This is a genomic window from Sphingomonas changbaiensis NBRC 104936, assembly GCF_000974765.1.
Taxonomy (GTDB): domain Bacteria; phylum Pseudomonadota; class Alphaproteobacteria; order Sphingomonadales; family Sphingomonadaceae; genus Sphingomonas_B; species Sphingomonas_B changbaiensis.
On sequence record NZ_BBWU01000038.1, the window covers coordinates 1 to 21800 of the forward strand.

At 67.3% G+C, this 21800-nt stretch carries 25 protein-coding genes and 1 tRNA gene; 11 read left to right on the forward strand and 15 right to left on the reverse strand.

The window, feature by feature from the left end; genetic code table 11:
• The 4 genes from glyS to SCH01S_RS09055 all read right to left on the reverse strand — a co-directional run.
• Positions 1–1146, reverse strand: a 1146-nt coding sequence (gene glyS, locus SCH01S_RS09045) for a glycine--tRNA ligase subunit beta (RefSeq protein ID WP_046348485.1), incomplete at its 3' end; no start/stop codon positions are given.
• On the reverse strand, positions 1146–1496 hold the full coding sequence (locus SCH01S_RS16135) for an endonuclease domain-containing protein (protein ID WP_245612210.1): 351 nt from the start codon (positions 1494–1496) through the stop codon (positions 1146–1148). The genes glyS and SCH01S_RS16135, both read right to left, overlap by 1 nt.
• 125 nt (positions 1497–1621) lie before the next feature.
• A complete protein-coding gene (locus tag SCH01S_RS09050; protein ID WP_245612211.1) occupies positions 1622–2494 on the reverse strand; it encodes a glycine--tRNA ligase subunit alpha in 873 nt (290 codons plus the stop codon).
• A 94-nt stretch (positions 2495–2588) separates the two neighbouring features.
• A complete protein-coding gene (locus tag SCH01S_RS09055; protein WP_046348486.1) occupies positions 2589–2828 on the reverse strand; it encodes a hypothetical protein in 240 nt (79 codons plus the stop codon).
• Between the two features lie 77 nt (positions 2829–2905).
• Here SCH01S_RS09055 and SCH01S_RS09060 point away from each other — a divergent pair, with 77 nt between their 5' ends.
• The 6 genes from SCH01S_RS09060 to lexA all read left to right on the forward strand — a co-directional run bounded on the left by SCH01S_RS09060 (position 2906) and on the right by lexA (position 8061).
• Positions 2906–3430 (forward strand): SDR family NAD(P)-dependent oxidoreductase, encoded by a 525-nt coding sequence (locus tag SCH01S_RS09060; RefSeq protein WP_245612212.1) that lies wholly within the window; start codon positions 2906–2908, stop codon positions 3428–3430.
• A complete protein-coding gene (locus SCH01S_RS17170; protein ID WP_245612213.1) occupies positions 3412–3687 on the forward strand; it encodes an SDR family oxidoreductase in 276 nt (91 codons plus the stop codon). The genes SCH01S_RS09060 and SCH01S_RS17170 overlap by 19 nt, the downstream gene beginning before the upstream one ends.
• 4 nt (positions 3688–3691) lie before the next feature.
• Positions 3692–5809: a penicillin acylase family protein gene (locus tag SCH01S_RS09065; RefSeq protein WP_046348487.1), complete on the forward strand. Its 2118-nt coding sequence runs from the start codon at positions 3692–3694 to the stop codon at positions 5807–5809.
• 78 nt (positions 5810–5887) lie between these two features.
• Positions 5888–6106: a hypothetical protein gene (locus SCH01S_RS09070; protein ID WP_046348488.1), complete on the forward strand. Its 219-nt coding sequence runs from the start codon at positions 5888–5890 to the stop codon at positions 6104–6106.
• Between the two features lie 45 nt (positions 6107–6151).
• Entirely contained in the window at positions 6152–7342 is a 1191-nt protein-coding gene (locus SCH01S_RS09075) for a molybdopterin molybdotransferase MoeA (RefSeq protein WP_046348489.1), read from the forward strand.
• Positions 7343–7398: 56 nt separating this feature from the next.
• Positions 7399–8061, forward strand: coding sequence for a transcriptional repressor LexA (gene lexA / locus SCH01S_RS09080; protein WP_046348490.1), 663 nt, complete (start codon positions 7399–7401; stop codon positions 8059–8061).
• Between the two features lie 50 nt (positions 8062–8111).
• On the opposite strand, the gene SCH01S_RS09085 is transcribed toward lexA, so the two are convergent.
• Positions 8112–8186: transfer RNA gene (locus SCH01S_RS09085), tRNA-Gln, on the reverse strand.
• Between the two features lie 54 nt (positions 8187–8240).
• Complete coding sequence (locus SCH01S_RS09090; protein WP_245612214.1) at positions 8241–9326, reverse strand: branched-chain amino acid aminotransferase; 1086 nt, start codon at positions 9324–9326, stop codon at positions 8241–8243.
• 40 nt (positions 9327–9366) lie between these two features.
• Here SCH01S_RS09090 and SCH01S_RS09095 point away from each other — a divergent pair, with 40 nt between their 5' ends.
• Entirely contained in the window at positions 9367–9819 is a 453-nt protein-coding gene (locus SCH01S_RS09095; protein ID WP_046348492.1) for a MarR family transcriptional regulator, read from the forward strand.
• Here the strand turns inward: SCH01S_RS09095 and SCH01S_RS09100 are convergent.
• Complete coding sequence (locus SCH01S_RS09100) at positions 9816–10628, reverse strand: pyrroline-5-carboxylate reductase family protein (RefSeq protein WP_046348493.1); 813 nt, start codon at positions 10626–10628, stop codon at positions 9816–9818. The genes SCH01S_RS09095 and SCH01S_RS09100 overlap by 4 nt on opposite strands.
• Positions 10629–10719: 91 nt before the next feature.
• On the opposite strand from SCH01S_RS09100, the gene SCH01S_RS09105 reads away from it, so the two are divergent.
• Positions 10720–11883 carry a GGDEF domain-containing protein gene (locus tag SCH01S_RS09105; RefSeq protein WP_169746380.1) on the forward strand — a complete coding sequence of 388 codons (1164 nt, stop codon included), beginning with the start codon at positions 10720–10722 and terminating at the stop codon, positions 11881–11883.
• A gap of 74 nt (positions 11884–11957) precedes the next feature.
• Here SCH01S_RS09105 and SCH01S_RS09110 read toward each other — a convergent pair whose 3' ends face one another.
• The 8 genes from SCH01S_RS09110 to SCH01S_RS16970 all read right to left on the reverse strand — a co-directional run bounded on the left by SCH01S_RS09110 (position 11958) and on the right by SCH01S_RS16970 (position 18637).
• Positions 11958–12470: a type III secretion system chaperone family protein gene (locus SCH01S_RS09110; RefSeq protein WP_046348494.1), complete on the reverse strand. Its 513-nt coding sequence runs from the start codon at positions 12468–12470 to the stop codon at positions 11958–11960.
• A gap of 120 nt (positions 12471–12590) precedes the next feature.
• Positions 12591–12860 (reverse strand): accessory factor UbiK family protein, encoded by a 270-nt coding sequence (locus tag SCH01S_RS09115; RefSeq protein WP_046348495.1) that lies wholly within the window; start codon positions 12858–12860, stop codon positions 12591–12593.
• A gap of 12 nt (positions 12861–12872) precedes the next feature.
• Positions 12873–13427, reverse strand: a complete 555-nt coding sequence (locus tag SCH01S_RS09120) for a TspO/MBR family protein (protein ID WP_046348496.1) — start codon at positions 13425–13427, stop codon at positions 12873–12875.
• A gap of 72 nt (positions 13428–13499) precedes the next feature.
• The gene (locus tag SCH01S_RS09125) at positions 13500–15413 is read right to left on the reverse strand and encodes a TonB-dependent receptor domain-containing protein (RefSeq protein WP_046348497.1); all 1914 of its coding nucleotides are present in this window, start codon (positions 15411–15413) and stop codon (positions 13500–13502) included.
• Positions 15414–15487: 74 nt separating this feature from the next.
• A complete protein-coding gene (locus SCH01S_RS09130; RefSeq protein ID WP_046348498.1) occupies positions 15488–16222 on the reverse strand; it encodes a TlyA family RNA methyltransferase in 735 nt (244 codons plus the stop codon).
• Positions 16223–16270: 48 nt separating this feature from the next.
• Positions 16271–16438: a hypothetical protein gene (locus SCH01S_RS09135; RefSeq protein ID WP_157032879.1), complete on the reverse strand. Its 168-nt coding sequence runs from the start codon at positions 16436–16438 to the stop codon at positions 16271–16273.
• A 145-nt stretch (positions 16439–16583) separates the two neighbouring features.
• Positions 16584–17783, reverse strand: coding sequence for an exo-beta-N-acetylmuramidase NamZ family protein (locus SCH01S_RS09140; RefSeq protein WP_046348500.1), 1200 nt, complete (start codon positions 17781–17783; stop codon positions 16584–16586).
• Complete coding sequence (locus SCH01S_RS16970; protein WP_217995430.1) at positions 17780–18637, reverse strand: GIY-YIG nuclease family protein; 858 nt, start codon at positions 18635–18637, stop codon at positions 17780–17782. The genes SCH01S_RS09140 and SCH01S_RS16970 overlap by 4 nt, the downstream gene beginning before the upstream one ends.
• A 148-nt stretch (positions 18638–18785) precedes the next feature.
• Here SCH01S_RS16970 and tyrS point away from each other — a divergent pair, with 148 nt between their 5' ends.
• The 3 genes from tyrS (at position 18786) to SCH01S_RS09160 (ending at position 21688) form a co-directional block, all read left to right on the forward strand.
• Positions 18786–20012: a tyrosine--tRNA ligase gene (gene tyrS / locus SCH01S_RS09150; RefSeq protein ID WP_046348502.1), complete on the forward strand. Its 1227-nt coding sequence runs from the start codon at positions 18786–18788 to the stop codon at positions 20010–20012.
• A gap of 207 nt (positions 20013–20219) precedes the next feature.
• Positions 20220–21212, forward strand: a complete 993-nt coding sequence (locus tag SCH01S_RS09155) for an alpha/beta hydrolase (RefSeq protein ID WP_046348503.1) — start codon at positions 20220–20222, stop codon at positions 21210–21212.
• Positions 21209–21688 (forward strand): RNA pyrophosphohydrolase, encoded by a 480-nt coding sequence (locus tag SCH01S_RS09160; protein ID WP_084689484.1) that lies wholly within the window; start codon positions 21209–21211, stop codon positions 21686–21688. Before SCH01S_RS09155 ends, SCH01S_RS09160 begins: the two co-directional genes overlap by 4 nt.
• The last annotated feature ends 112 nt before the right edge of the window (positions 21689–21800 follow it).

A 21800-nucleotide genomic window follows, 5' to 3' on the forward strand; every position in this document is an offset into this window, starting at 1 on the left:
TTCCGGGGAGGATTTGATTATGCCTTCTTCCACCAACCACCGCGCGAGCTTGGCGACGCGGTCGACCTTGTCGGCCACCGTGCCGAGCTTTTCGTGGAAGACGATCTGGTCGAGCTTCTTCGCCTGGTCCTCCAGCGGGACTTTCAGGTCGTGTTCCCAGAAGAATTTCGCGTCCGACAGGCGAGCGGCGAGGACTTTCTGGTTGCCGGCGACGATCGTCGCGCCGCCGTCGCGGGGCTCGACGTTCGCGGTGCAGATGAAGGCGGGGGCTAATTGATCCTCCCCGGAACGGGGAGGAGCTAAAAGCGCGAAATATTTCTGGTTGGTCGCCATGGTGAGCTGGATCACCTCGGGCGGGACTTCCAGGAAGGAGGGGTCGAAGCTGCCCAGCAGCGGCACCGGCCATTCGGTGAGGCCGGCATTTTCGCGGAGCAGGGCTTCATCGCGGACGAGGGTGAGGCCGGCCTGGGCGGCGATCGTGCCGGCGCCCTCGGCGATGATCGTCTCGCGTTCCTGATGGTCGACGAGGACGTGGCAGGCGCGGAGCTTTGCCGCGTAATCGTCGGCGCTGCCGATCGTGATGCGGCCGGGATGGTGGAAGCGGTGGCCGACCGTTTCCGCGCCACTTTCGATGCCGTCGATTTCGAAGGGTACGATCTCGCCGCCGAGCAGGGCGACGATGCCGTGCAGCGGGCGGACCCAGCGCAGGCTTTCGGTCGAGGCGGAGGCGGCGCCCCAGCGCATCGACTTGGGCCAGGGGAAGGCGCGGATGAGCGCGGGGATCGCTTCGGCGAGCACGTTCGAGGTGGCGCGGCCGGGCTTGTCGATCACGGCGTAATAGACGCCATCGCGTTCGGTGAGCTGGTCCTGGGTGAGGCCGGTCTTGCGCAGGAACCCTTCGAGCGCCTGGGGCGGGGCGGAGGTTCGCGGGCCTTTGAGCTCGTCGCGAACGGCTTCGGTCTGGTCGGGGAGATTGCGGGCGATCAGCGCGAGGCGGCGGGGGGTCGAGAAGGTCTCGATCGCTTCCGCTTTCAGGCCGGCCTTGGCGATCTCGGCCTCGAACAGCCGCGCCAGATCGTCCCGCGCCCGCGGCTGCATCCGCGCGGGAATTTCTTCGGACAGGAGCTCGAGGAGGAAATCAGGCATCACGATCCTCCCCGCTCGCGGGGAGGGGGACCGTCCCGAAGGGACGGTGGAGGGGGGTTCGATGCAAAGGCGATAAGGGAGTCGGCGGCCGCATCTGGATCGCGCAACACGTCGGACGCGAGAATGCGAATGACGCTGTATCCTTCGTTCCCCAGCCGCTCGGTTCGCAATGCGTCGCGGCCAGGCCGGTTGCCCATATCATGAGAAATGCCATCCACCTCGATCACAAGCTTTGCGGAGGCACAATAGAAGTCCGCTCGGTAAGCACCGATCGGGTGCTGCTTGCGGAAGGAAATTCCAAGAGGCGAACCCTTTAGGCGCTGCCACAGGAGCACTTCGGGCAGGCTCATTTCCCGTCTCGCCTTGCGTGCATCGTACACTTCGGGGCGCCGCAGCGAGCGTGACGTGCCCCCTCCACCACGGTGCTTCGCGCCGCGGTCCCCCTCCCCGTCCCGGGGAGGATCTTGAAGGCCGCTCACGCCGCCCATCCGTTCTTTTCCATCCAGGCGGCGCAGGCGCCTTTGGCGAGGTCGCGGACGCGGCCGATATAGGCCTGGCGTTCGGCGACGGAGATGACGCCGCGGGCTTGCAGCAGGTTGAAGATGTGGCTGGCCTTGATCGCCTGTTCATAGGCGGGGATCGGGAGCTTGCGGTCGAGGCAGGATTCGCATTCCGCGGCGGCCTTGCGGAAGCCGTCGAACAGCGCCTCGGTGTTCGCGACCTCGAAATTCCAGGTCGACATCTCGATCTCGTTTTCGAGGAACACGTCGCCATAGGTGACACCGCGGCCGTTGAAGTCGAGATCGTACACCCGATCGACATTCTGGATGTACATCGCCAGCCGCTCGAGCCCGTAGGTGAGCTCGCCGGCGACCGGCTTGCAGTCGAAGCCGCCCATTTGCTGGAAGTAAGTGAACTGGGTGACTTCCATGCCGTCGCACCAGACTTCCCAGCCGAGGCCCCAGGCGCCGAGCGTGGGCGATTCCCAATCGTCCTCGACGAAGCGGATGTCGTGCTTCAGCAGATCGAGGCCGATCGCCTTCAGGCTGCCGAGATACAGGTCCTGCAGGTTTGGCGGGCTGGGCTTCAGGATCACCTGATACTGGTAATAATGCTGCAGCCGGTTCGGATTTTCGCCATAGCGGCCGTCGGTCGGGCGGCGGCAGGGCTGGACGAAGGCGGCGTTCCACGGATCGGGGCCGAGCGCGCGCAAGGTGGTCGCGGTGTGGAAGGTGCCGGCGCCCATTTCCATGTCATAGGGCTGGAGGATCAGGCAGCCCTGTTCGCTCCAGTAGGCGTGGAGGCGAAGGATCAGGTCCTGGAAGCTGGGGGCGCGGGTGTCGGGCACGGCCGACGCCACGTGCACAAAGGCGGGCGGAGGGTCAAGGCGATGCTGATGCCCAAAGCCGGTTCGGGCTGAGGCCAAACCGAGTGGGGGGTGATCAGTAGGGCGTGCGCTCGTCCCGACGCTCCTCGCGCTCGCGGCGCTTCTCTTCCTTCGCGCGGCGCTCGTCTTCCTTGCGGAGCTCGCGGCCGCGCTTTTCGTCGGCTTCGGACTGGCTGGTGGTCAGCTTGTCGGCGGTCCAGCCGACCGCTTTTACCGGCATCGTCACCACGTCGGCGGCGGTGCGGACCAGGCAGCCGCCAAGCGCCAGCGGCAAAAAAGCAAGCAGAACACGCATGCGCGACCCCGAAACAACTTGATCGGCGAGCTTAGGCGCGGGAAGCTTCACGAGGGATGAACAAGGGGGGATCGACCATGGACGTGACTCTGGTCACCGGCGCGTCGTCGGGCCTGGGCGAGGGATTCGCGCGGGCGCTGGCGGCGCGCAAGCACGACCTGCTGCTGGTCGCGCGGCGGCAGGAACGGCTGGCGGAGCTGGCGGTGGAGCTGACGTCGGGCAATGGTGTCTCGGTGAAGACGATCGCGCTCGACCTTGCCGCGCCCGATGCGGGCGAGACGCTGATGGCCGAAGTCGCGGAGCGGGGGCTGCGCATCGACACGCTGATCAACAATGCCGGCTTCGGCGCGCGCGGCGCGTTCGCGGAGCTCGGGCTGGACGAGCAGAAGCGGATGATCGCGCTCAACTGCACGGCGCTGACCGACCTGTGCCACCGGGTGCTGCCGGGCATGATCGAGCGGCGGCGCGGCGGCATCCTGAACGTCGCCTCGACCGCCGCCTTCCAGCCGGGGCCGTGGATGGCCGTCTATTACGCGACCAAGGCGTTCGTGCTGAGCTTTTCGGAAGCTTTGCACGAGAGGAAGTGCGGGCGCACGGCGTGAAGGTCGCGGCGCTGTGCCCGGGGCCGACGCGGACCGAGTTCGCCGATATCGCGGGCATGGGCGACAGCGAGCTGTTCAAGCGGTTCGCCAGCTCGTCCGACGCAGTGGTGCGCGACGGGCTCGCCGCGCTGGAGCACAACCAGGCGGTCAAGATTTCGGGCGCCTTCAACACCATCATGGCGGAATCGATCCGCTTCACGCCGCGCACCCTCGCCCGCCGCATCGCGGGCGGGATGCAGAAGGCAAGGCAGGCCTGACCGCATGAAAAGCTGGTGGAAATGGACGCTCGGCGGCGTGGTGGTGGTTGCTGCGGTGGCGGCGGCGGACGTGATCGCCTTTTCCCCGCTGCGCGCGCGCCTTGAGACCGTCCCCGAGCCGGCCGGCTGCTACGAGGTGCTGATCCGGCGCGATCGCTGGGGCGTGCCGCATGTGAAGGGGCGCACCGATGCCGCTGCCGCGTTCGGGCTCGGCTGGGCGCAGTCGGAGGATGATTTCGTCACGCTGGAGCAGGTGCTTGCCGGCACGCGCGGGCGGCTGGGCGAGCTGACCGGCGCGAAGGGCGCCGCGCAGGACTATGCCTATCACCTGCTTGGCGTCCGCGCCGACGTCGATCGCGGCTATGAAACGAAGCTGTCGCCGCAGGTCCGCAAGGTCGTCGAGGCCTATGCGGACGGCGTCAATCTCTATGCCGCGCGCCATCCCGGCGAACGCCATTTGCCCGGCCTGTTCCCGATCACCGGCAAGGATATCGTCGCCGGGTTCGCGCTCACCTCTCCCTTCTTCTTCGGCCTCGACCATACGCTGGGCGCGCTCGTCCAGAACGAGCCGCTGCCGAACGATTCCAACCTGGGCACCGACAAGGGATCGAACGCCTTTGCCGTCGCGCCGAGCCGCTCGGCGGACGGTGCCACCCGCCTGCTCCTCAACTCGCACCAGCCCTGGACCGGTCCGGTCGCCTGGTACGAAGCGCATGTGACCAGTGACGAAGGGCTGGACATGGCCGGCGGCCTGTTTCCGATCGCGCCGTTTCCGCTGACCGGCCATAACCGCACGCTCGGCTGGGCGAACACGGTCAACCGGCCGGACCTGATCGATGTCTATCGGCTGACGCTGACCGATGGCGGCCGATCCTATCGCTTCGACGGCGGCACGCGGCCGCTCGGAAGACAGGGCGTGTGGCTGTGGGTGCGCTTCGGCCCGTTCGTGCTGCCGGTGCGCAAGACCGTCTATCGCGCGATCCAGGGCCCGGTGATCGTCAACAAGGCGGGCGCGTTCGCGATCCGCTATGGCAGCATCGGCGAGATCCGGCAGGTCGAGCAATATTACCGGCTCACCAAGGCCAGGAACTATGGCGAATGGATCGCCGCGATGCGGATGGCCGCGGTGCCGGCGACGAACTTCGTCTATGCCGACGCGACCGGCCGGATCGGCCTTTTCTACAATGCGCGCTTTCCGGAGCGGGCGCCGGGGTTCGACTGGCGCGGCATCCTGCCCGGTGACACCAACCGCGACGTCTGGCGGCGCCAGCTTCCGTTCGACGCCGCGCCGCAGCTTGTCAGTCCGGCCAGCGGGTTCGTGGTGAATGCCAATAACTCGCCGTGGCTCGCGACCCAGGACGGATCGAACCTGAAGCGCGAGGCCTATTCGCCGCTGCTCGGCATCGAGGAGAACGTCACCAACCGCGCGCTTCGCGGCATCAGCCTGCTCTCCGCTCTGCCCAGGGTCAGCGCGGACGATCTGTGGCACGTCAAGATGGACACCGGCTATGATCCGCGCTCGAACGAGCGGCATTATGTCGATGCGGCGCTGCAGCTCGATCTGCGCGGCAGCCCCGATCTCGCGCGCGCCCAGGCGCTGCTCCGCACCTGGGACGGGACGCTGGACGGCCGCGGCAGCGCGGACGCGCTGGCCTTTCTTGTGGTGAAATTCGGGATGCGCGCGATCTACAGCAACCGCACGCCGCCGCCGCCCCGCGCGACGCTGGCGGAGGCCGTGAAGCATCTGACCGCCGCGTTCGGACGCCTCGACCCGCCGCTGACCAGCCTTGTCCGCCTGCGCCGCGGCACGCTGGATTTGCCGCTGACCGGCGGCCCGGGTGCGCTTCGCGCGATCTACACCGATTGGGCGGACGACGGCCGGCTGTTCGGCAATCTGGGCGACAGCTACATCATGCTCGTCACCTGGGACAAAGCCGGCACGGTGCACGCGCAAAGCATCCACCAGTTCGGCGCGGCGACCTCGCATCCGGACTCGCGCCATTACGCCGACCAGGCGCCGCTGTTCGCGCGTGGTCAGCTGAAGCCGGCCTGGTTCAGCGAAGACGAGCTCGCGCCGAACATCGTATGCGCCTACCGTCCGGGCCAGCCGCATCGCTGCTGATCCAGATCAGCAAGTTTGCCAGGAACCCTGCCGCCCCCGTCCGCGTTTTCGCGTTCAGAGTAGGATTGCGGGGCTCCGATGAGCTGGTATCGACTGTATCACCTGGGTTCCGACGGGCAGCATGTCGCGCCCGAGGATGTCGAAGCGCTGGACGACCTGACGGCGGTGCGCAAGGCGCGGACCGTCCCGAACGGCTTCGGCGCCGAGCTCTGGCATGGCCGCCGCAAGATCGCCGACGTGCCGCCGACGGTGATCCACCGCCAGCTTGGCCCTCAGGTCGGCCTGTTCGGGGCCTGACGCAAACGCTGTTCTCCGCCCCCGCCGCTGTGCCATGCAGCGGGCGTGTCGGACCTTCTGCCCCTTGATGAAGCGCAGGCGCGGCTGTTCGCGCTCGCCGAACCACTGCCCGTCGAGCAGGCGCCGCTCGGCGAGGCGGCCGGCCGCTGGCTTGCCGCCGACATCCCGGCCTGCGTCGATCATCCGTTCGCCGATCTCTCGGCGATGGACGGCTATGCGATCCGTTTCGGCGATCGTCCCGGCCCGTGGACGGTGGTGCAGGACATTGCTGCCGGAACCATGCCGGCATGCGCGATCGGCCCCGGCGAGGCGGCGCGCATTTTCACCGGCGCCCCTCTTCCCGCCGGCGCCGACACGATCCTGGTCCAGGAAGACGCCGCGCGGGACGGCGATGCGCTGCGGCTGACCGGCGACGGTCCGCCGGCGAAAGGCGCGCATGTCCGCCGGAAGGGCGCGAACTTCACGACCGGAGCAACGGTGCTGGGCGCAGGGGAGCGCCTTACGCCGGCCCGGATCGGTCTCGCCGCGATGGCGGGCCATGCCGTGCTGCCGGTGCGGCGCCGCGCACGCGTCGCGATCCTCTCGACCGGCGACGAGCTTGCCCTGGCCGGCGCGCCCTTGGGCCCCGGGCAGATCCATGAATCGAACGCGCCGATGCTGGCCGCTTTGCTCGCCGCGGAACCCGCCCATCTCCAGTGCCACGCCCCGGTCCGGGACGATCTGGACCTGATCCAGAGGTCCCTGATCCAGGCGGCGGCGGGCGCGGACATCCTGGTCACGACCGGCGGCGCCTCGGTCGGCGATCACGATCTGGTCCGGCCCGCGCTCGAAGCGGCCGGCGCGCGGATCGACTTCTGGCGGGTCGCGATGAAGCCCGGCAAGCCGCTGATGGCCGGGCGCCTCGGCGACTGCGTGGTGCTCGGGCTGCCCGGCAACCCGGTCTCGGCGTTCGTGACGGCGCTGCTGTTCCTGAGGCCCCTGATCGCGGCGCTGGGCGGGGCCGCCGATCCCCTGCCCCGCACCGTCCGCCTGCCGCTCGGCGCACCCGTTGCCGCCAATGGCCCGCGCCTCGATTTCCTCCGCGCAGCGATCGTCGACGGCACCGTCCGTCCGCTCGCCGCCCAGGACAGCGGCGCGCTGCCGGCGCTCGCCCACGCCGACGTGCTGCTGGTGCGGCAGCCGCATGCGCCTGCGGCTGAACCGGGGATGTTCGCGGATGTTCTGATTATCGCTTGACCGCTGTGGGCTTGCGCCATAAACGTTCCGTATTCGTTCTAGGCGGAGGGGCCGCGATGCTGACGCGCAAGCAACATGAACTGCTCTGCTTCATCCATGATCGGCTGGCCGAAAGCGGCGTCTCGCCCTCGTTCGAGGAAATGAAGGACGCGTTGGACCTGAAGTCCAAATCGGGCGTGCACCGCCTGATCTCCGCGCTGGAGGAACGCCAATTCATCCGCCGGCTGCCGAACCGCGCCCGCGCGCTCGAGGTGCTGAAAATGCCCGAGCGGCAGGAGCGCAAGGTCGCGCCTGCGTCGTCGCTCGCGAAGGTGCCGGTGCCTGTCGCCGCGAACGAGAATGTCCTCGAAATCCCGCTGCACGGCCGCATCGCCGCCGGCGCGCCGATCGAGGCGATCGAGGGGCAGAGCAATCTGTCCGTACCCGCCGCGCTGCTCGGCCCCGGCGAGCATTACGCGCTGGAGGTCGCCGGCGATTCGATGGTCGAGGCCGGGATTCTCGATGGGGATTACGCGCTGATCCGCCGCGCCGAGACCGCGCGCGACGGGCAAATCGTCGTCGCGCTGGTCGACGAAAATGAAGCAACGCTCAAATATTTCCGGCGCGAAGGTGCGATGATCCGCCTCGATCCGGCCAATCGTGCCTATGATCCGCAGCGTTACGATCCGAACCGGGTTCGTGTGCAGGGCTGCCTTGCCGGCCTGCTCCGCCGCTACTGATTTGGCGCCATGCGGCGCTCGGCGGCGAACCGGCATTAGCGCCTATAGCCTGGCTGGGGCGGCAGGATTCGAACCTGCGAATGCCGGTACCAAAAACCGGTGCCTTACCACTTGGCGACGCCCCAGCAGGCGGGCGCCTCTATAGCGGCGGCTGGGCGCGCGAAAACCCCTAAAAGCCGTCAGGCGACGCGCATCATCCAGCCGTGCGGGTCCGGGGCGCGGCCGAACTGGATGTCGGTGAGCTGGCGGCGCAGGCTTTCGGTCAGCTGGCCGGTGCCGCCGGTGCCGATCGTCACGTCGAAGCCTTCGCCCTTCACGCGCCCGATCGGCGTCACCACCGCCGCGGTGCCGCAGGCGAACGCCTCGACCAGCCGGCCGCTTTTCGCGTCTTCCTGCCACTGATCGATTCCATAGGGCGCTTCCTCGACCGTCAGCCCCTGGTCGCGCGCGAGGCGGATCAGGGAGTCGCGCGTGATCCCGGCCAGGATCGTGCCGCCCAGCGGCGGCGTGCGCAGCGTGCCGTCGGCGAACACGAAGAAGATGTTCATGCCGCCCAGTTCCTCGACCCAGCGGCGCTCGACCGCGTCGAGGAACACGACCTGCTCGCACCCCTGGCGGCCCGCTTCGGCAAGCGCGATCAGGCTGGCGGCGTAGTTGCCGCCGCACTTGGCGGCGCCCGTCCCGCCCGGAGCCGCGCGGGTGTAGCTCTGCGATGCCCAGAGGGAGATCGCCTTCACCCCGCCCTTCCAGTAGGAGCCGACCGCCGAGGCGATCACCGCATAGATATATTCGGACGAAGGCTTCACCCCCAGGAACACTTCGCTCGCGAACACGAATGGGCGCAGATAGAGCGCGCCGTTAGGGATGCTTGGCACCCAGTCCCTGTCGGTGCGGACAAGCGCGCGGACGGAGTCGATGAAAACTTCCTCCGGGAGCTCCGGCATCGCCATCCGCTTTGCCGATTGCCTGAGGCGGCGCGCATTGGCGTCCGGGCGGAACAGGGCGACGCCGCCATCGGGCTGGCGATAAGCCTTCAGCCCTTCAAAAATCTCCTGCGCGTAGTGGAGCACCGACGAGGCCGGATCGGTCGCGATCGGCTCGCGCGCCTGAATCCGGGCCGAATGCCAGCCCTGGCCTTCGGTATAGCGCACCACCGCCATGTGATCGGTGAAGACGCGGCCGAAGCCGGGATCGGCGAGCAGCGCGTCGCGCTCTCCGGTCGCCAGCGGCGCGGCATTGGGCTGAAACTCGAACGTCAGGCTCATCGGTCCCCTCGCAGGTTGCAGACCGCCTAGGGCGAATGGCATGGCGAGCGCAATGGCAAGCTTCCCGACTGCCCTGTTCCTGCGCGAAGCCGAGGTGCGGCGTGGGCTCGAGCTGATGTTTGCGGGGCAAGCCGAACTTGCCCGTGCGATCGGCCCCATTCTCGCCGACGCAAAGCTTGGCCGCGCCCATCAGCGCGTGCTCTATTTCATCGGTCGTCAGCCGGACCTGACCGTCGGCGCGCTGCTCGCCCGGCTCGGCATAACCAAACAGTCCTTGAACCGCGTGCTGAACGAGCTGACGGAACGCGGCCTGGTCGAGGTGCGGGTCGGGCGCGACGATCGCCGCCAGCGGCTCCTTCGGCTGACGGAGAGCGGCAAGGCGCTGGAAGCCGAGCTGTTCGAAGCGATACGCGCGCGCATGGCGTCCGCCTACGCCCAGGCGGGGCAGCAGGCGGTCGGCGGCTTCTGGACGGTGCTCGAAGGGCTGGGCTAGCGCGTTTCCGCGGCCATCTCGCGGCCGCGCCGCTCGGCTGCCGCCAGCGTGCGCGTCATCAGCGCGCGCAGCGCGCCGCCCTCGTCCAGCACGTCCAGCCCTTTGCGGGTCATGCCGCCGGGGCTGGCGACCCGATCGGCGAGCACGGCAGGGCTTTCGTCGGAGCCCGCCGCGAGTCCCGCCGCCCCGTCCACCATCGCGGTCGCGAGGCGCAGCGCCTGGTCCGCGGGCAGGCCGAGCGCGATCCCGGCCGCCGCCACCGCATCGATGAAGCGGAACAGGAAGGCCGGCCCGCATCCGGCGAGCGCGGTCATCTGCCCGAACTGCGCCTCGTCCGCGGCCCACTCGGCAAGTCCCAGCGGACGCATCAGCGTTTCCAGCTCCGCCGCCCGTGCGCCGGCATCTCCGTAAAGCGCGACGACGCCGCGGCCGAGCGCGACCGGCGTGTTCGGCATCGCCCGCACGACCGTGCCCGCCTGCGGGAATCGCCCGCGCAGCGTGTCGAGCTCGGTGCCCGCCAGGATCGACACCAGCATCGTCTCGGGACCGACAGCCGCGGCGACGGCGTCGGCGACCTCGACCAGCTTCTGCGGCTTGACCCCAAGCAGCAGGATGCGCGGCGACGCCTCGCCCTTGGGCATCTCGCGCACGGCCCGCACGCCAGGCGCCGGCGCAACGCCGCTTGGCCGGATCACCGTCACCGACTCCGGCGGCAGCCCCGCTTTCAGCCAGCAGCGCAGCATCGCGCCGGCCATGTTGCCGCACCCGACCAGCCAGATCGGCCCCAAATTCGAAAGCTTTGCGTCCATGCCCCACCGCCTACCGCGCAACCGGAAATTGCGCCTCAATTTTTTCGTATCGGACGGTCAAGAAAATCGCCGCGCTGCCGTTCAATATCGCATGAGCGACGCATCATCCTCCGCACGTCTGGTTTCTGTCGACGGCATTCCGGGCCGGGATCGCCGGAGCGCCGCGCGTGACGACGCCCGCCAGCGCGGCAACCGCCTGACCCAGGCGGTGAAAAGCTGGTTCGGCAACCGCGAGGAAGACGTGCTGGAGCCGGACCAGAGCGGCCAGGAACCGTCCATATTCCAGCGCGTCGGCGCGTTCCTTCAGCAGAACCTGCTCGAGCCGACGCCGCCGCACTACGAGCTTGTCTACGGCTATGTCCTCGAAACCGACCGGCGGCTGGTCGACGCGGTCGATCGCGCGATCGTGCGCGAAGGCCTGCTGACCGCCGAAGCCGCCGACCTGATCCTGGCCGAAGTCCGCACCGATATGTCGGCCGAATTCCTGGCGAACCTGGTCGACAAGGCACAGGCGGGGCTCAGCGACATCGCCGGCCTCGCCAAGCAATCGGGAGCCGATGCCAAGGCCTATGGCCAGGCGCTGGAAAGCAAGGTCGCCGACCTGCAGGGCGACGACAGCGAAGGCGCGGTCAAGGCGCTGGTGCAGCTGACCAGCTCGATGATCGAGCGGACCAAGGCGGCCGAGCAGCAGCTTCGCGACGCCGGCAAGCAGATGACCCAGCTGCGCGGCAGCTTGGCCGAGGCGCGCCGGATCGCGGAAAGCGATGCGCTGACCGGGCTCGCCAATCGTCGCGCGTTCGAAAACAAGCTCCGCCGCGCGGTCGCGCAGGCGCGCGAGACCGGCAAGCCGCTCGCGCTCGCCTTTTGCGATATCGATCATTTCAAGGTCATCAACGACACGCACGGCCACGATGTCGGCGATCGCATCCTGAAGTTCGTCGCCCAGCGGCTCGCGTCCGCGTCCGGCAACAATTGCTTCGTCGCGCGGCATGGCGGCGAGGAATTCGTGATGCTGTTCGAAGCATCGACCGCCGAAGCGGCGGCGCGGATCGTCAACGAGGTGCGCGCTGATCTGGAAGAGCGCCGGCTTGTCGCCAAGCAGAGCGGCGAGCCGATCGGCCAGGTCAGCTTTTCGGCCGGCGTCGCCTCGCTCGGCCCGAAGGAAAACGGCCGCCAGATGCTCCGCACCGCCGACCAGGCCCTCTATCGCGCCAAGCGCGAGGGCCGGAACCGCGTCGTGGTGCTCGGGGAGTAACTTTCCGCTCCGGTCCCCCTCACCCCGCTCGCGGCAGAGCCGCGAGTCGCCCTCTCCCGATGGGAGAGGGTGATTTACGCCTCGCCCTGAGTCTCGATCAGGGCCGCGGCGATCGCTTCGCGCGGGGTCTTGCCGCCCCACAGCACGAACTGGAACACCGGGTAATAGCGTTCGCATTCGTCGATCGCGGATTCGATCAGCGTCTCGGTCTGAGTGAGCGACATCGCCGGCTCGTCGCCTTCCAGAAGCGCGGCATGGCGGAAGAGCAGGATGCCGCTGGCCGACCACAGCTCGAAATGGCCGATCCAGAGCTGCTCGTTGACCAGCCCGATCGCTTCGTAGATCGCGCTCCGCTTTTCTTCCGGCACCTTGATGTCGGGGAGGGCCAGGAACTGCAGCACCCGGTCTTCGTCGCGCCAGACGCCGCGCAGCTCATACTCGGTCCAGCTGCCTTTGACGTTGGCGACGATCTCGTCGTCGGCATTGCGGTCGTACGCCCAGCCATGCGCGGAGAAGTAATTCTCCAGCATTTCGATGGGAGCGGCCGATTCACCTTCGGCTTCTTCGAAGTCTTCAAGCGTCATCATGGCCGTTCCCCGGTCGCGACCGTTTGTTGCGCTGCATGATCGCAGTGCAGCGTGTGCGCGACAAGCGGCCCGCTGTGGGCGAGTTCATAAAGCTGTGGATTGAAATGGGACAGGTTGTGGTCAAATCTTGGGCGGCTGCTTGCCGCCGGGCCCCGCCGCCTCAAGCGCGTCCACGCGGGCACGCAGCGCATCCGCCTCGTCGCGGGCGGCCGCGGCCATCGCCTTCACCGCCTCGAATTCGTCACGGCTGACGAAATCCATGCCGCCGATCCATTCGCGCATCCGCTCCTTAAACGAGCTCTCCGCCTCGCGGCCCATGCCGGCAAAGGTGCCGGCGACGCCGTTCAGCATCTTGGCGAAATCGTCAAAGAAACGGTTCTCGGTCTGCATGGTCGCTCCTGGTCAGTCGCCTATCTGGGTGTTGAGACTGCCCGGGACAAGCCGTTCCGCATCCGGGTTCAGGCGGCGGATATCGTGATTGAGCGCGGCGGCGAAGCAGAGCCAGGCGAGATAGGGCACCATCAGCCAGGCGGCGGCCGTGCGGACCTGGCCGAACACCACGGTCGTCGCGGCTGCGGCGACGAAGATGCCGACGATCAGCCAGAACGCGGCCGTCACCTGGTGCATCGCGAAGAACAGCGGAGACCAGCAGAGATTGAGCGCAAGCTGGACCACAAACAGCAGGGCCGCGAGGCCCCGCAGCCGATTGCCGCGCGCGTTCAGCACGATCGCCAGCGCGAGGCCCTGGAGGATGTAGAGCAGCGTCCAGGCGAGGCCGAACGCGGCGCCCGGCGGCATCGCCGCGGGCTTGCGCAGCACCGCGAACCAGCTGTTGTCGTATCCCGACCCCGCCAGCCTGCCCGACAGAATGCCGAGCAGCAGCACCAGCGGGATGGTGACGACGGCGCGCCTGAAAAGCGAAAACCCGATCTGCGAACGCGACGCGATTTCCCCCACTCGTACCTCCGTCCGGTTTGCGCGGCTCCGTAGCGACCGGGGCGGGAGAGTCAAAGCTTCGGGCGACGAACGCTAGATATCCGTGGTCAACGTCACGCTCAGCCGGCGCGGCTGGTTGTAGACGAAGAAGCCGCTGCCGCCGACGCCATAGCCATAGTTGTTGAAGATATTGCCGACCTGGGCGCGGATCAGCGCGTTCGACTTGCCGATCTTGAACCGGTAGCGCCCGCCGATCGCAAGCACCGCGCGCGGCGGCACGTAGAGCGTGTTGGCGGCGTTGGCGACCCGCCGGCCGGTCTCTTCCAGGAACGCGTCGACCGAGAACGGGCTGTCGGGGAAGCGGTAGTCGATGCTCGCGATGCTGTGCCGCTCGATCGAGGCGACGGGCTTGCGTCCCATCGCGCCGCTGTCGACCAGCTCGCCGGTCACTTGCGCATCGAGGAACAGCGTGCCGGCGACGATGTTCAGCCCTGGGGCGACCTGGCCTGCGACCGACAGCTCGACGCCTCGATGCCGAAGCTCGCCGAGCTGGCGGAAGCGATTGACGCTGTCGAGGTTGAAATAGGGCTTGGTGATTTCGAACACGCCCGCGATCGCCGAGAGATTGTCGGTGACGGCCCAGCGCACCCCCGCATCCTTCTGCTCGGTCAGGATCGCTGGCGGCGCTTCGTTGCGGTTGACGGCGATTTCCGACGCGACCGGACTTTCCTCCAGGCCGCGCGCATAGCTGGCATAGATTGCGACTGCGCGCGTCACTTCGATCGCGGCGTTGGCGTTCAGCAGCCAGGGCGAAGACTTCGACTCCGGCAGCGGCCCGGCCGGGGTCAGGACGTCCTTGCTATAGTCGGTCTTCTGCACCCCGATTCCGAACTCGCCGACATCCAGCCACTTCAGCTGATAGCCGATACCGAACGTCGTCTGCCGGACATGGTCGCGCGTCTTCTCGCCGAAGCTGAACTCCGGCCGCGGCTTGTAATCCACCTCACCCCAGACCGTCGGGCCGAGGGAGATCGGGTCCGAGCCGCCATAGCGCCGCCGCTGGTCGCGCGCACGGACCGTCGCGATGAAGCTGTGGCGGCGCTTGCCCTCATCGAAATTGCGGGACACGCGCAGCTCGCCCGACGTGGCGGCGAACACGTCTCCGGAATCGACGATCACCAGCCGGTTTGCGGCGTTGCCGTCCGGCGTCACGCCCAGCAGCAGGTCGATCGCATTGCGCGCGTCGTGGCTGACCGACCGGAACACCCCCGCCGCAATGTCGAAGCCCGCCACCGGCGCCTTCGCGATCAGCCCGGTGTTCCAGGCGTTTCCTTGATAGATCGCCCAGGGCTGCCCAGCGAACACGACCCGCTTGACGCGCGGCGGCAGATAATCGCCCGCGGTGAAGACCAGCGTCTGCGCTTCCTGCGAACGGGTCTGGATCGAGCTCCAGAACGGGATGATCTCGACGCCTTCGGCCGGGCGCCAGACCGGAGTGACGCCCATCGACAGATAATGCGGGGTGCCGCCGAAATGCTGGTTGTCGTTGTAATAGCCGACGCCCGCCTGGACGCCGAGCTTGCTGCCGTCGATCGGAAGCGATAGGTCGAGCTGGCCGACCTGCGCATCGAACGGCCCATAGCGCAGCACCACGCTCGCCAGCGTCTTGTCGCCGGGCTTGCGCAGCGAATAATCGGCGATGCCGGTCGGCGCCGGAAACGGATAGCCCTGGGCCGAGATGCCGACCCGCATCGTCGACCCCTCGATCAGCCGGTCGGTCGGGTTCGCCTCCTGCTGGAAATAGAGCCCTTCGATCCGGGTGTTGCCCGCGTCGACGGCGGAAAAGCCGCGCACGTCGAACGGATTGTAGATCCCGATCTGCTCGTCGCCGACCTTTTTCCCGAACGCGTCTTTCGACTGCGTGGTCGCGTTGTCGGTCGTGCGCTGCGCGAACGCCGAGGTCGAGCACAGGAGGGCGGCGGCGGCAGAGCAGATCAGGACGCGCATCACCGTACCATGACGCGCAAGCCGTTGCGCGCGTGCAACTTTCGACCAGCCGCGTGGCGGTTCGACGAGCGGCGTCAGCCGCGCTCCGCCGCGATCAGGAACTCGATATTGCCCTCCGGTCCGGTGATCGGGCTCTCGACGATCCCCGCCACGCGCCAGCCCTGCGCCGAAACCCATTCCGCGACCTCGCTACAGACGCGCGCGTGCACGGCGGGATCGCGCACCACGCCGCCCTTGCCGACTTCGTCGCGCCCGGCCTCGAACTGCGGCTTGATCAGCGCCAGCAGCCGCGCATCCGGGCCGGCAAAGGTCAGCGGCACTTCCAGCACCTTGGCGAGACCGATGAAGCTCGCATCGCAAACGATCAGATTGACCGCCTCGGGAATATGCGCCGGCGTCAGCAGCCGCGCGCTCAATTGCTCCAGCACGACCACGCGGGAGTCCTGGCGCAGCTTCCAGGCGAGCTGGTTGGTGCCGCTGTCGACCGCATAGACGCGGATCGCGCCGCGCGTCAGCAGCACATCGGTGAAGCCGCCGGTCGACGAGCCCACGTCCATCGCGACCGCGCCCGCCACGCCCCAGCCGAAATGGTCCAGCGCGTGCGCAAGCTTGATGCCGCCGCGCGAGACCCAGGGATGGTCGCGGCCGCGCACCTCGATCGGCGCGTCGTGGGCAAGAGTCTGTCCGGGTTTGTCGATGCGCCGGTCTCCGGAGAAGACGAGGCCGGCGAGGATCAGCGCCTGCGCGCGGGTGCGGCTTTCGGCAAGCGCGCGATCGACGAGGAGCTGGTCGGCGCGCTGCTTGGCCATGGCGCGGCAATAGCGGCGCGAGAGCGCGCCGCCAACCGCGCGGTCAGATCAGGCGCAGAGTTCCTGCGCCTTGCGCGCGAACATTTCGGCCAGCGCCTGGCGGCGGATCGCAGCCTCCGGCGTCACTGCCTTGGCAGCGGCATTGGCTTCGTAAGCAGCGCGACGCGCATAGTAACGGACGTTCGATTCCACAGCGACCCTCTCCCCGGCGCTCATGAAGCGATTCCCCGACCGCTCCAGGTTTTCCATGCTGCCCCGCAATCGTAAAATGATGGTTAATTCCCACAGCCCGATTCGCGAATATTTTTGTGGCGCCGTTCGTCCGGATTCCAGCACGTTTCGCGGGGCTTAACTCCAGCTCTCAGTAGAGAAGGAAGGGCCGCCGCGCCTCTTCCCAGGCCTGTTCGTCCGGCCGCGTGATCGCATCGAGATCGCCGGGAGCGGCGGCGGCATCGTCGACCCACTCGCGCAGCAGCGGCGAACCGTTGATCACGTCGATCGCGAGCTTGCCGAATTCATATTCATACGGGAAATCGCGCCACAGCGGGTAATCCGGATAAAGGCCCCGGATCGCCTTGAAGCCAAGCGCCTGCAGCCGCCACGGCCTGAAGGCCTGGTGGTCGTAGAACCGTCCCTCGGCATGAATGTGGACGCCGTTGCAGAGCGTCTTCGCATGTTTGTGAAAGGTCGGCTCGAACCAGATTTCGCGGAGCGCGCATCCGTCCAGCCATTCGGGCGCGAGGCGGCGCATTTCGGCGATCACCGCCTTCGCGTCGATGTCGGGGGCGCCGAACAGCTCCAGCGGCCGCGTGGTGCCGCGTCCTTCCGACAGGGTCGTGCCTTCCAGCATCACGGTGCCGGCATAGGCGCGCGCCATGTTGATGTTGGGCGCATTGGGGCTCGGGTTGATCCACACCCGCTCCTCAAGCGGCCAGCCGAAGCCGGGCTCCGCCCCCGGCCGCCAGCCGCGCATTTCGATCACCTTGTAATCGACATCGAGCTTCAGCCGGTCGATGAACCAGCGCCCCAGCTCGCCGAGGGTCAGCCCGTGCCGCATCGGCATCGGCCCGGCGCCGACGAAGCTTTCCCAGCCCTCGCGGAGCGTCAGCCCCTCGATCGGCCGTCCGGCGGGATTGGGCCGGTCAAGCACCCACACCGTTTTGCCATGCTCGGCGGCAGCCTCGAGCACGTAACGCAGCGTCGTGATGAAGGTGTAGATGCGGCAGCCCAAATCCTGCAAGTCGACCAGCATCACGTCGAACGTGTGCATCGACTGGCCGGTCGGCCGCCGCACCTCGCCGTAGAGGCTGAACACCGGGATGCCGTAGACCGGATCGGTGAAGTCCGGCGACTCCATCATATTGTCCTGAAGATCGCCGCGCACGCCATGCTGCGGCCCGAACATCGCAGTCACGTTCACACCCGCCGCGACCAGCGCGTCGAGCGAATGCGTCAGATCCGCAGTGACCGAGGCCGGATGCGCCAACAGCGCGACGCGCTTGCCTTCGAGCGGGGCACGCAGGTCTGGGTCGGCGAGCAGCCGATCGATACCGATTTTCATGCGTCGGTTGGTGGCGGCAGTTCGAGCGCAAAGCAATCCGGATGATGGAAATCGGGCTTGTCGCCCGGCGGGTGGCGGAGGGCCCAATAGGATTTGGTGCCGGAGATTTCTTCGACCACGGCGGACAGGCCGAGGCGGGTGGCGGGTTCCGGCAACGCCACTTCGACGGTCAGCTCCAGCGCCTGGTCGGTGCGCGATACCCGGAGTTTGGGCGTGGGAATGTCCAGCTGCTCCATGCCCTCGCGGTAGCCGGAGAAGCGATATGCCGCCCATTCGGTCGAGGGCGAAAAGTTGAATTCCAGATAGCCGGCGCCCGTTGCGACAAAGGCTTCGAAACAGGTGTGCTGCCAAAGGTTATCGCGCCGGGCAGGCCCGGCGCGCGCCGGGATGCTGAGAGTGTCGAGGTCACCGGCAAGACGATAGCGGAGCCGCAGGTAGCCACGCGCGCGGCGGACCGAGGCTTCCAGGCTAAAGGGTTCTGAGGGGAGCTGGGCGGAGTGGGGGTGAAGGAAGCAAGGCTCCGGCCTCACAACCCCCTCGGTTTGGGCTGAGCTTGTCGAAGCCCTCCCTTCTTTTTGCTTCCCCCGCGCCAGTGCCGAAATCAACGCCCAATCACCCCGTATCAAAGCGAGTTTTTTCGCCCGACCCCATCCCTTCAATTTCCGCTCAGCTTCCACGGCTTCGTACCGCGACGGAAACTCTTGCGACCAAACCAGATGTAACGGGTGCCTCGTGCTCGTGTATCCACGAAAGGTGCCAGCCTGGTGCTCGCCCATGCGCTGCTCAAGATCATTCGTATGCCCGACATAGAAATGCCGGTCGCCGCACTGAATCATGTATGCCCAGAAGGTCATCGCCCCTTGTAAAGAAGAAAGGGAGGGCTTCGACAAGCTCAGCCCAAACCGAGTTGAAATTGGACGCGGACTCTCAGTCGGGTCCGGGCTGAGCCTGTCGAAGCCCTCCCTTCCCCTTTGCACCGGGTTACCGCTAAGGGCGAAGCAAATGACCGCCTATACCTCTCCCCTCCTCCGCCTGCTCGACCAACGCGGATACATCCACCAAGTCACCGACGCGGCCGCGCTGGATGCGCTGGCGAGCAAGCAGGTCGTCCCGGGCTATATCGGCTTCGACCCGACAGCGCCGTCGCTGCATGTCGGCAGCCTGGTGCAGATCATGCTGCTGCGCCGGCTGCAGCAGGCGGGGCACAAGCCGATCGTGCTGATGGGCGGTGGCACTGGGAAGGTCGGCGATCCGAGCTTCAAGGACGAAGCGCGCAAGCTGATGACGGTCGACACGATCGCCGCCAACATCGCGTCGATCCGGACCGTGTTCGAGCGCTTCCTGACCTTCGGCGATGGCCCCAGCGACGCGATCATGCTCGACAATGCCGAGTGGCTCGACAAGCTCGAGTACATCCCGTTCCTGCGCGACATCGGCCAGCATTTCTCGGTCAACCGGATGCTGAGCTTCGATTCCGTGAAGCTGCGGCTCGATCGCGAGCAGTCGCTGTCGTTCCTTGAGTTCAACTACATGATCCTCCAGGCCTATGACTTCCTGGAGCTCAGCCGCCGGGCCGGCTGCCGGCTGCAGCTGGGCGGGTCGGACCAGTGGGGGAATATCGTCAACGGCATCGAGCTCGCGCGCCGCGTCGACGGCACGGAGGTGTTCGGCGTCACCACGCCGCTGATCACGACGGCGGACGGCGGCAAGATGGGCAAGACGATGTCGGGTGCGGTCTGGCTGAACGAGGACCAGCTCTCCGCCTACGACTATTGGCAATTCTGGCGGAACACCGACGATCGCGACGTCGGCCGCTTCCTGCGACTGTTCACCGATCTGCCGCTGGATGAAACCGCTCGGCTGGAAGCGCTCGAAGGCGCCGAGATCAACGAGGCAAAAAAGGTGCTCGCCAACGAGGCGACCGCGATGTGCCGCGGCCGCGCGGCCGCGGACGACGCGGCGGAGACTGCGCGCCGGACCTTCGAGGAAGGCGCGGCCGGGGAATCGCTGCCGAGCCTGGCGGTGCCGGACGGCACGATCGGCATCGTCGACGCGCTGGTGGGTCTCGGCCTCGCCGGCTCGAAGAACGAGGCGCGGCGCCTGATCAAGCAGGGCGGCGCGCGGGTTGCCGGCGAGAAGGTCGAAGATGAGGCGCTGAGCGTGACCGTCGGCGCCGAACCGGTGCGGGTGTCCGCGGGCAAGAAGAACCACGGGCTGCTGACAAGCTGACAAACAGATCCTCCCCTTAGAGGGGAGGTGGCGCGCGAAGCGCGACGGAGGGGTGTCAGCGCCTCAGAATAAATCTCGGACGGGGACACCCCTCCACCACTCGGCTTCGCCGAGCGGTCCCCCTCCCATTGCAGGGGAGGATCAGGATTCCCGCTTTCGCCGGGATGACGTAGAACGGTTTCGAATCAGAACCGACAGGAGCGCCCCATGTCCCAGCCCTATGTCCGCCCCGACGTCCGGATGTTCCTCGAATTCCTGAACAACATCCCGGGCCCGAAGATGCACGAGGTCACCGCGCCCGAGGCGCGTGCGACCTACGCGGCGATGAAGGACGTGGCGGACCCGCCCGCCGGCGAACTCGCGATCAAGCGCGACCTGAAATGCGGCGATATTCCCCTTCGCCTCTATGACGCGCGTGAGCGGCGGCAGCCCGGCCCGGTGATGGTCTTCTTCCACGGCGGCGGCTTCGTGATCGGCGATCTGGAAACGCACGACAGTTTCTGTGCAGAGGCTGCGCGCGCGCTCGACCTGCCGGTGGTTGCGGTCGACTATCGCCTTGCCCCCGAACACCCGTTCCCGGCGGCACCCGACGATTGCGAGGCCGCGACGCGCTGGATTGCGACCAGTCCGGCGGAGCTGGGCCTGAAAGTCGCCAGCCTGGTGCTTGCCGGAGACAGCGCGGGCGGCAATCTGACCATCGTCACCGCCCAGCAGTTGCGCGACCGACCGGCGGAAGTGCCCGTGATCGTGCAATGGCCGATCTATCCGGCCGTCGACGACGCGACCAAATACCAGTCGTTCCATGATTTCGGCGACGGCTTCCTGCTCACCCGCGACGGCATGCAATGGTTCTTCGACGCGTATCGCGCGACCGAGGACGACATTCGGCACACGCCGATCCTGCACCGGCACGAGGGCACGCCGCCGACGCTGCTGATCACTGCCAGCCTCGATCCGATCCGCGACCAGGGCCGCGCCTATGCCGCCGAGTTGATCCGCGCCGGCGTGCCGACGGTCTATCGCGAGGCGGTCGGCAACATCCACGGCTTCATCACGCTTCGGAAGGCGATTCCGTCGAGCGCCGGCGACGTCGCCGCCTGCTTCCGCATCCTGAAGGACATGATCAACGAGGCCGAAGCCGACCGCGTCATGGCGGAAGCGGCGCAGGGGGCGGATACGGTGGCGGCCGCGGCAGAGTGAGCGATCTTCCCTACCGCGCCGCGGTCGGCGTGATGCTGCTCAATGCCGAGGGCAAGGTGTTCGTCGGCCAGCGCCTCGATAACGCGCTCGAGGCGTGGCAGATGCCGCAGGGCGGCCTTGATCCGGGCGAAAGCGCGGAGGAAGGGGCGCTCCGCGAGCTGGAGGAAGAAACGGGCATCGCCCGCGATCTGGTCGCGATCATCGCCTGCGCGTCACGGCAGCTCGATTACGACTTGCCAGAAGACCTGCAGGGCAAGCTCTGGGGCGGCAAATATCGCGGCCAGCGCCAGACCTGGTTCCTGTGCCGGTTCCTGGGCAGCGACGCGGACGTGCATATCGACACGGCGGAACCCGAGTTCCGCGCCTGGAAATGGGCGGAACCGAATGAGCTGCCGGCGATGATCGTGCCATTCAAGCAGGAACTGTACAGGGCCGTGCTGGCGGAGTTTTGGGAGCACCTCCAGCCGGCACCTTAATCTCGGTTTGGGCTGAGCTTGTCGAAGCCCTTCCTTTCTTATTACGGACTCGGCCAAGAAGAAGGGAGGCCTTCGACAAGCTCAGGCCAAACCGGTTTTGGGGCCGAATGCA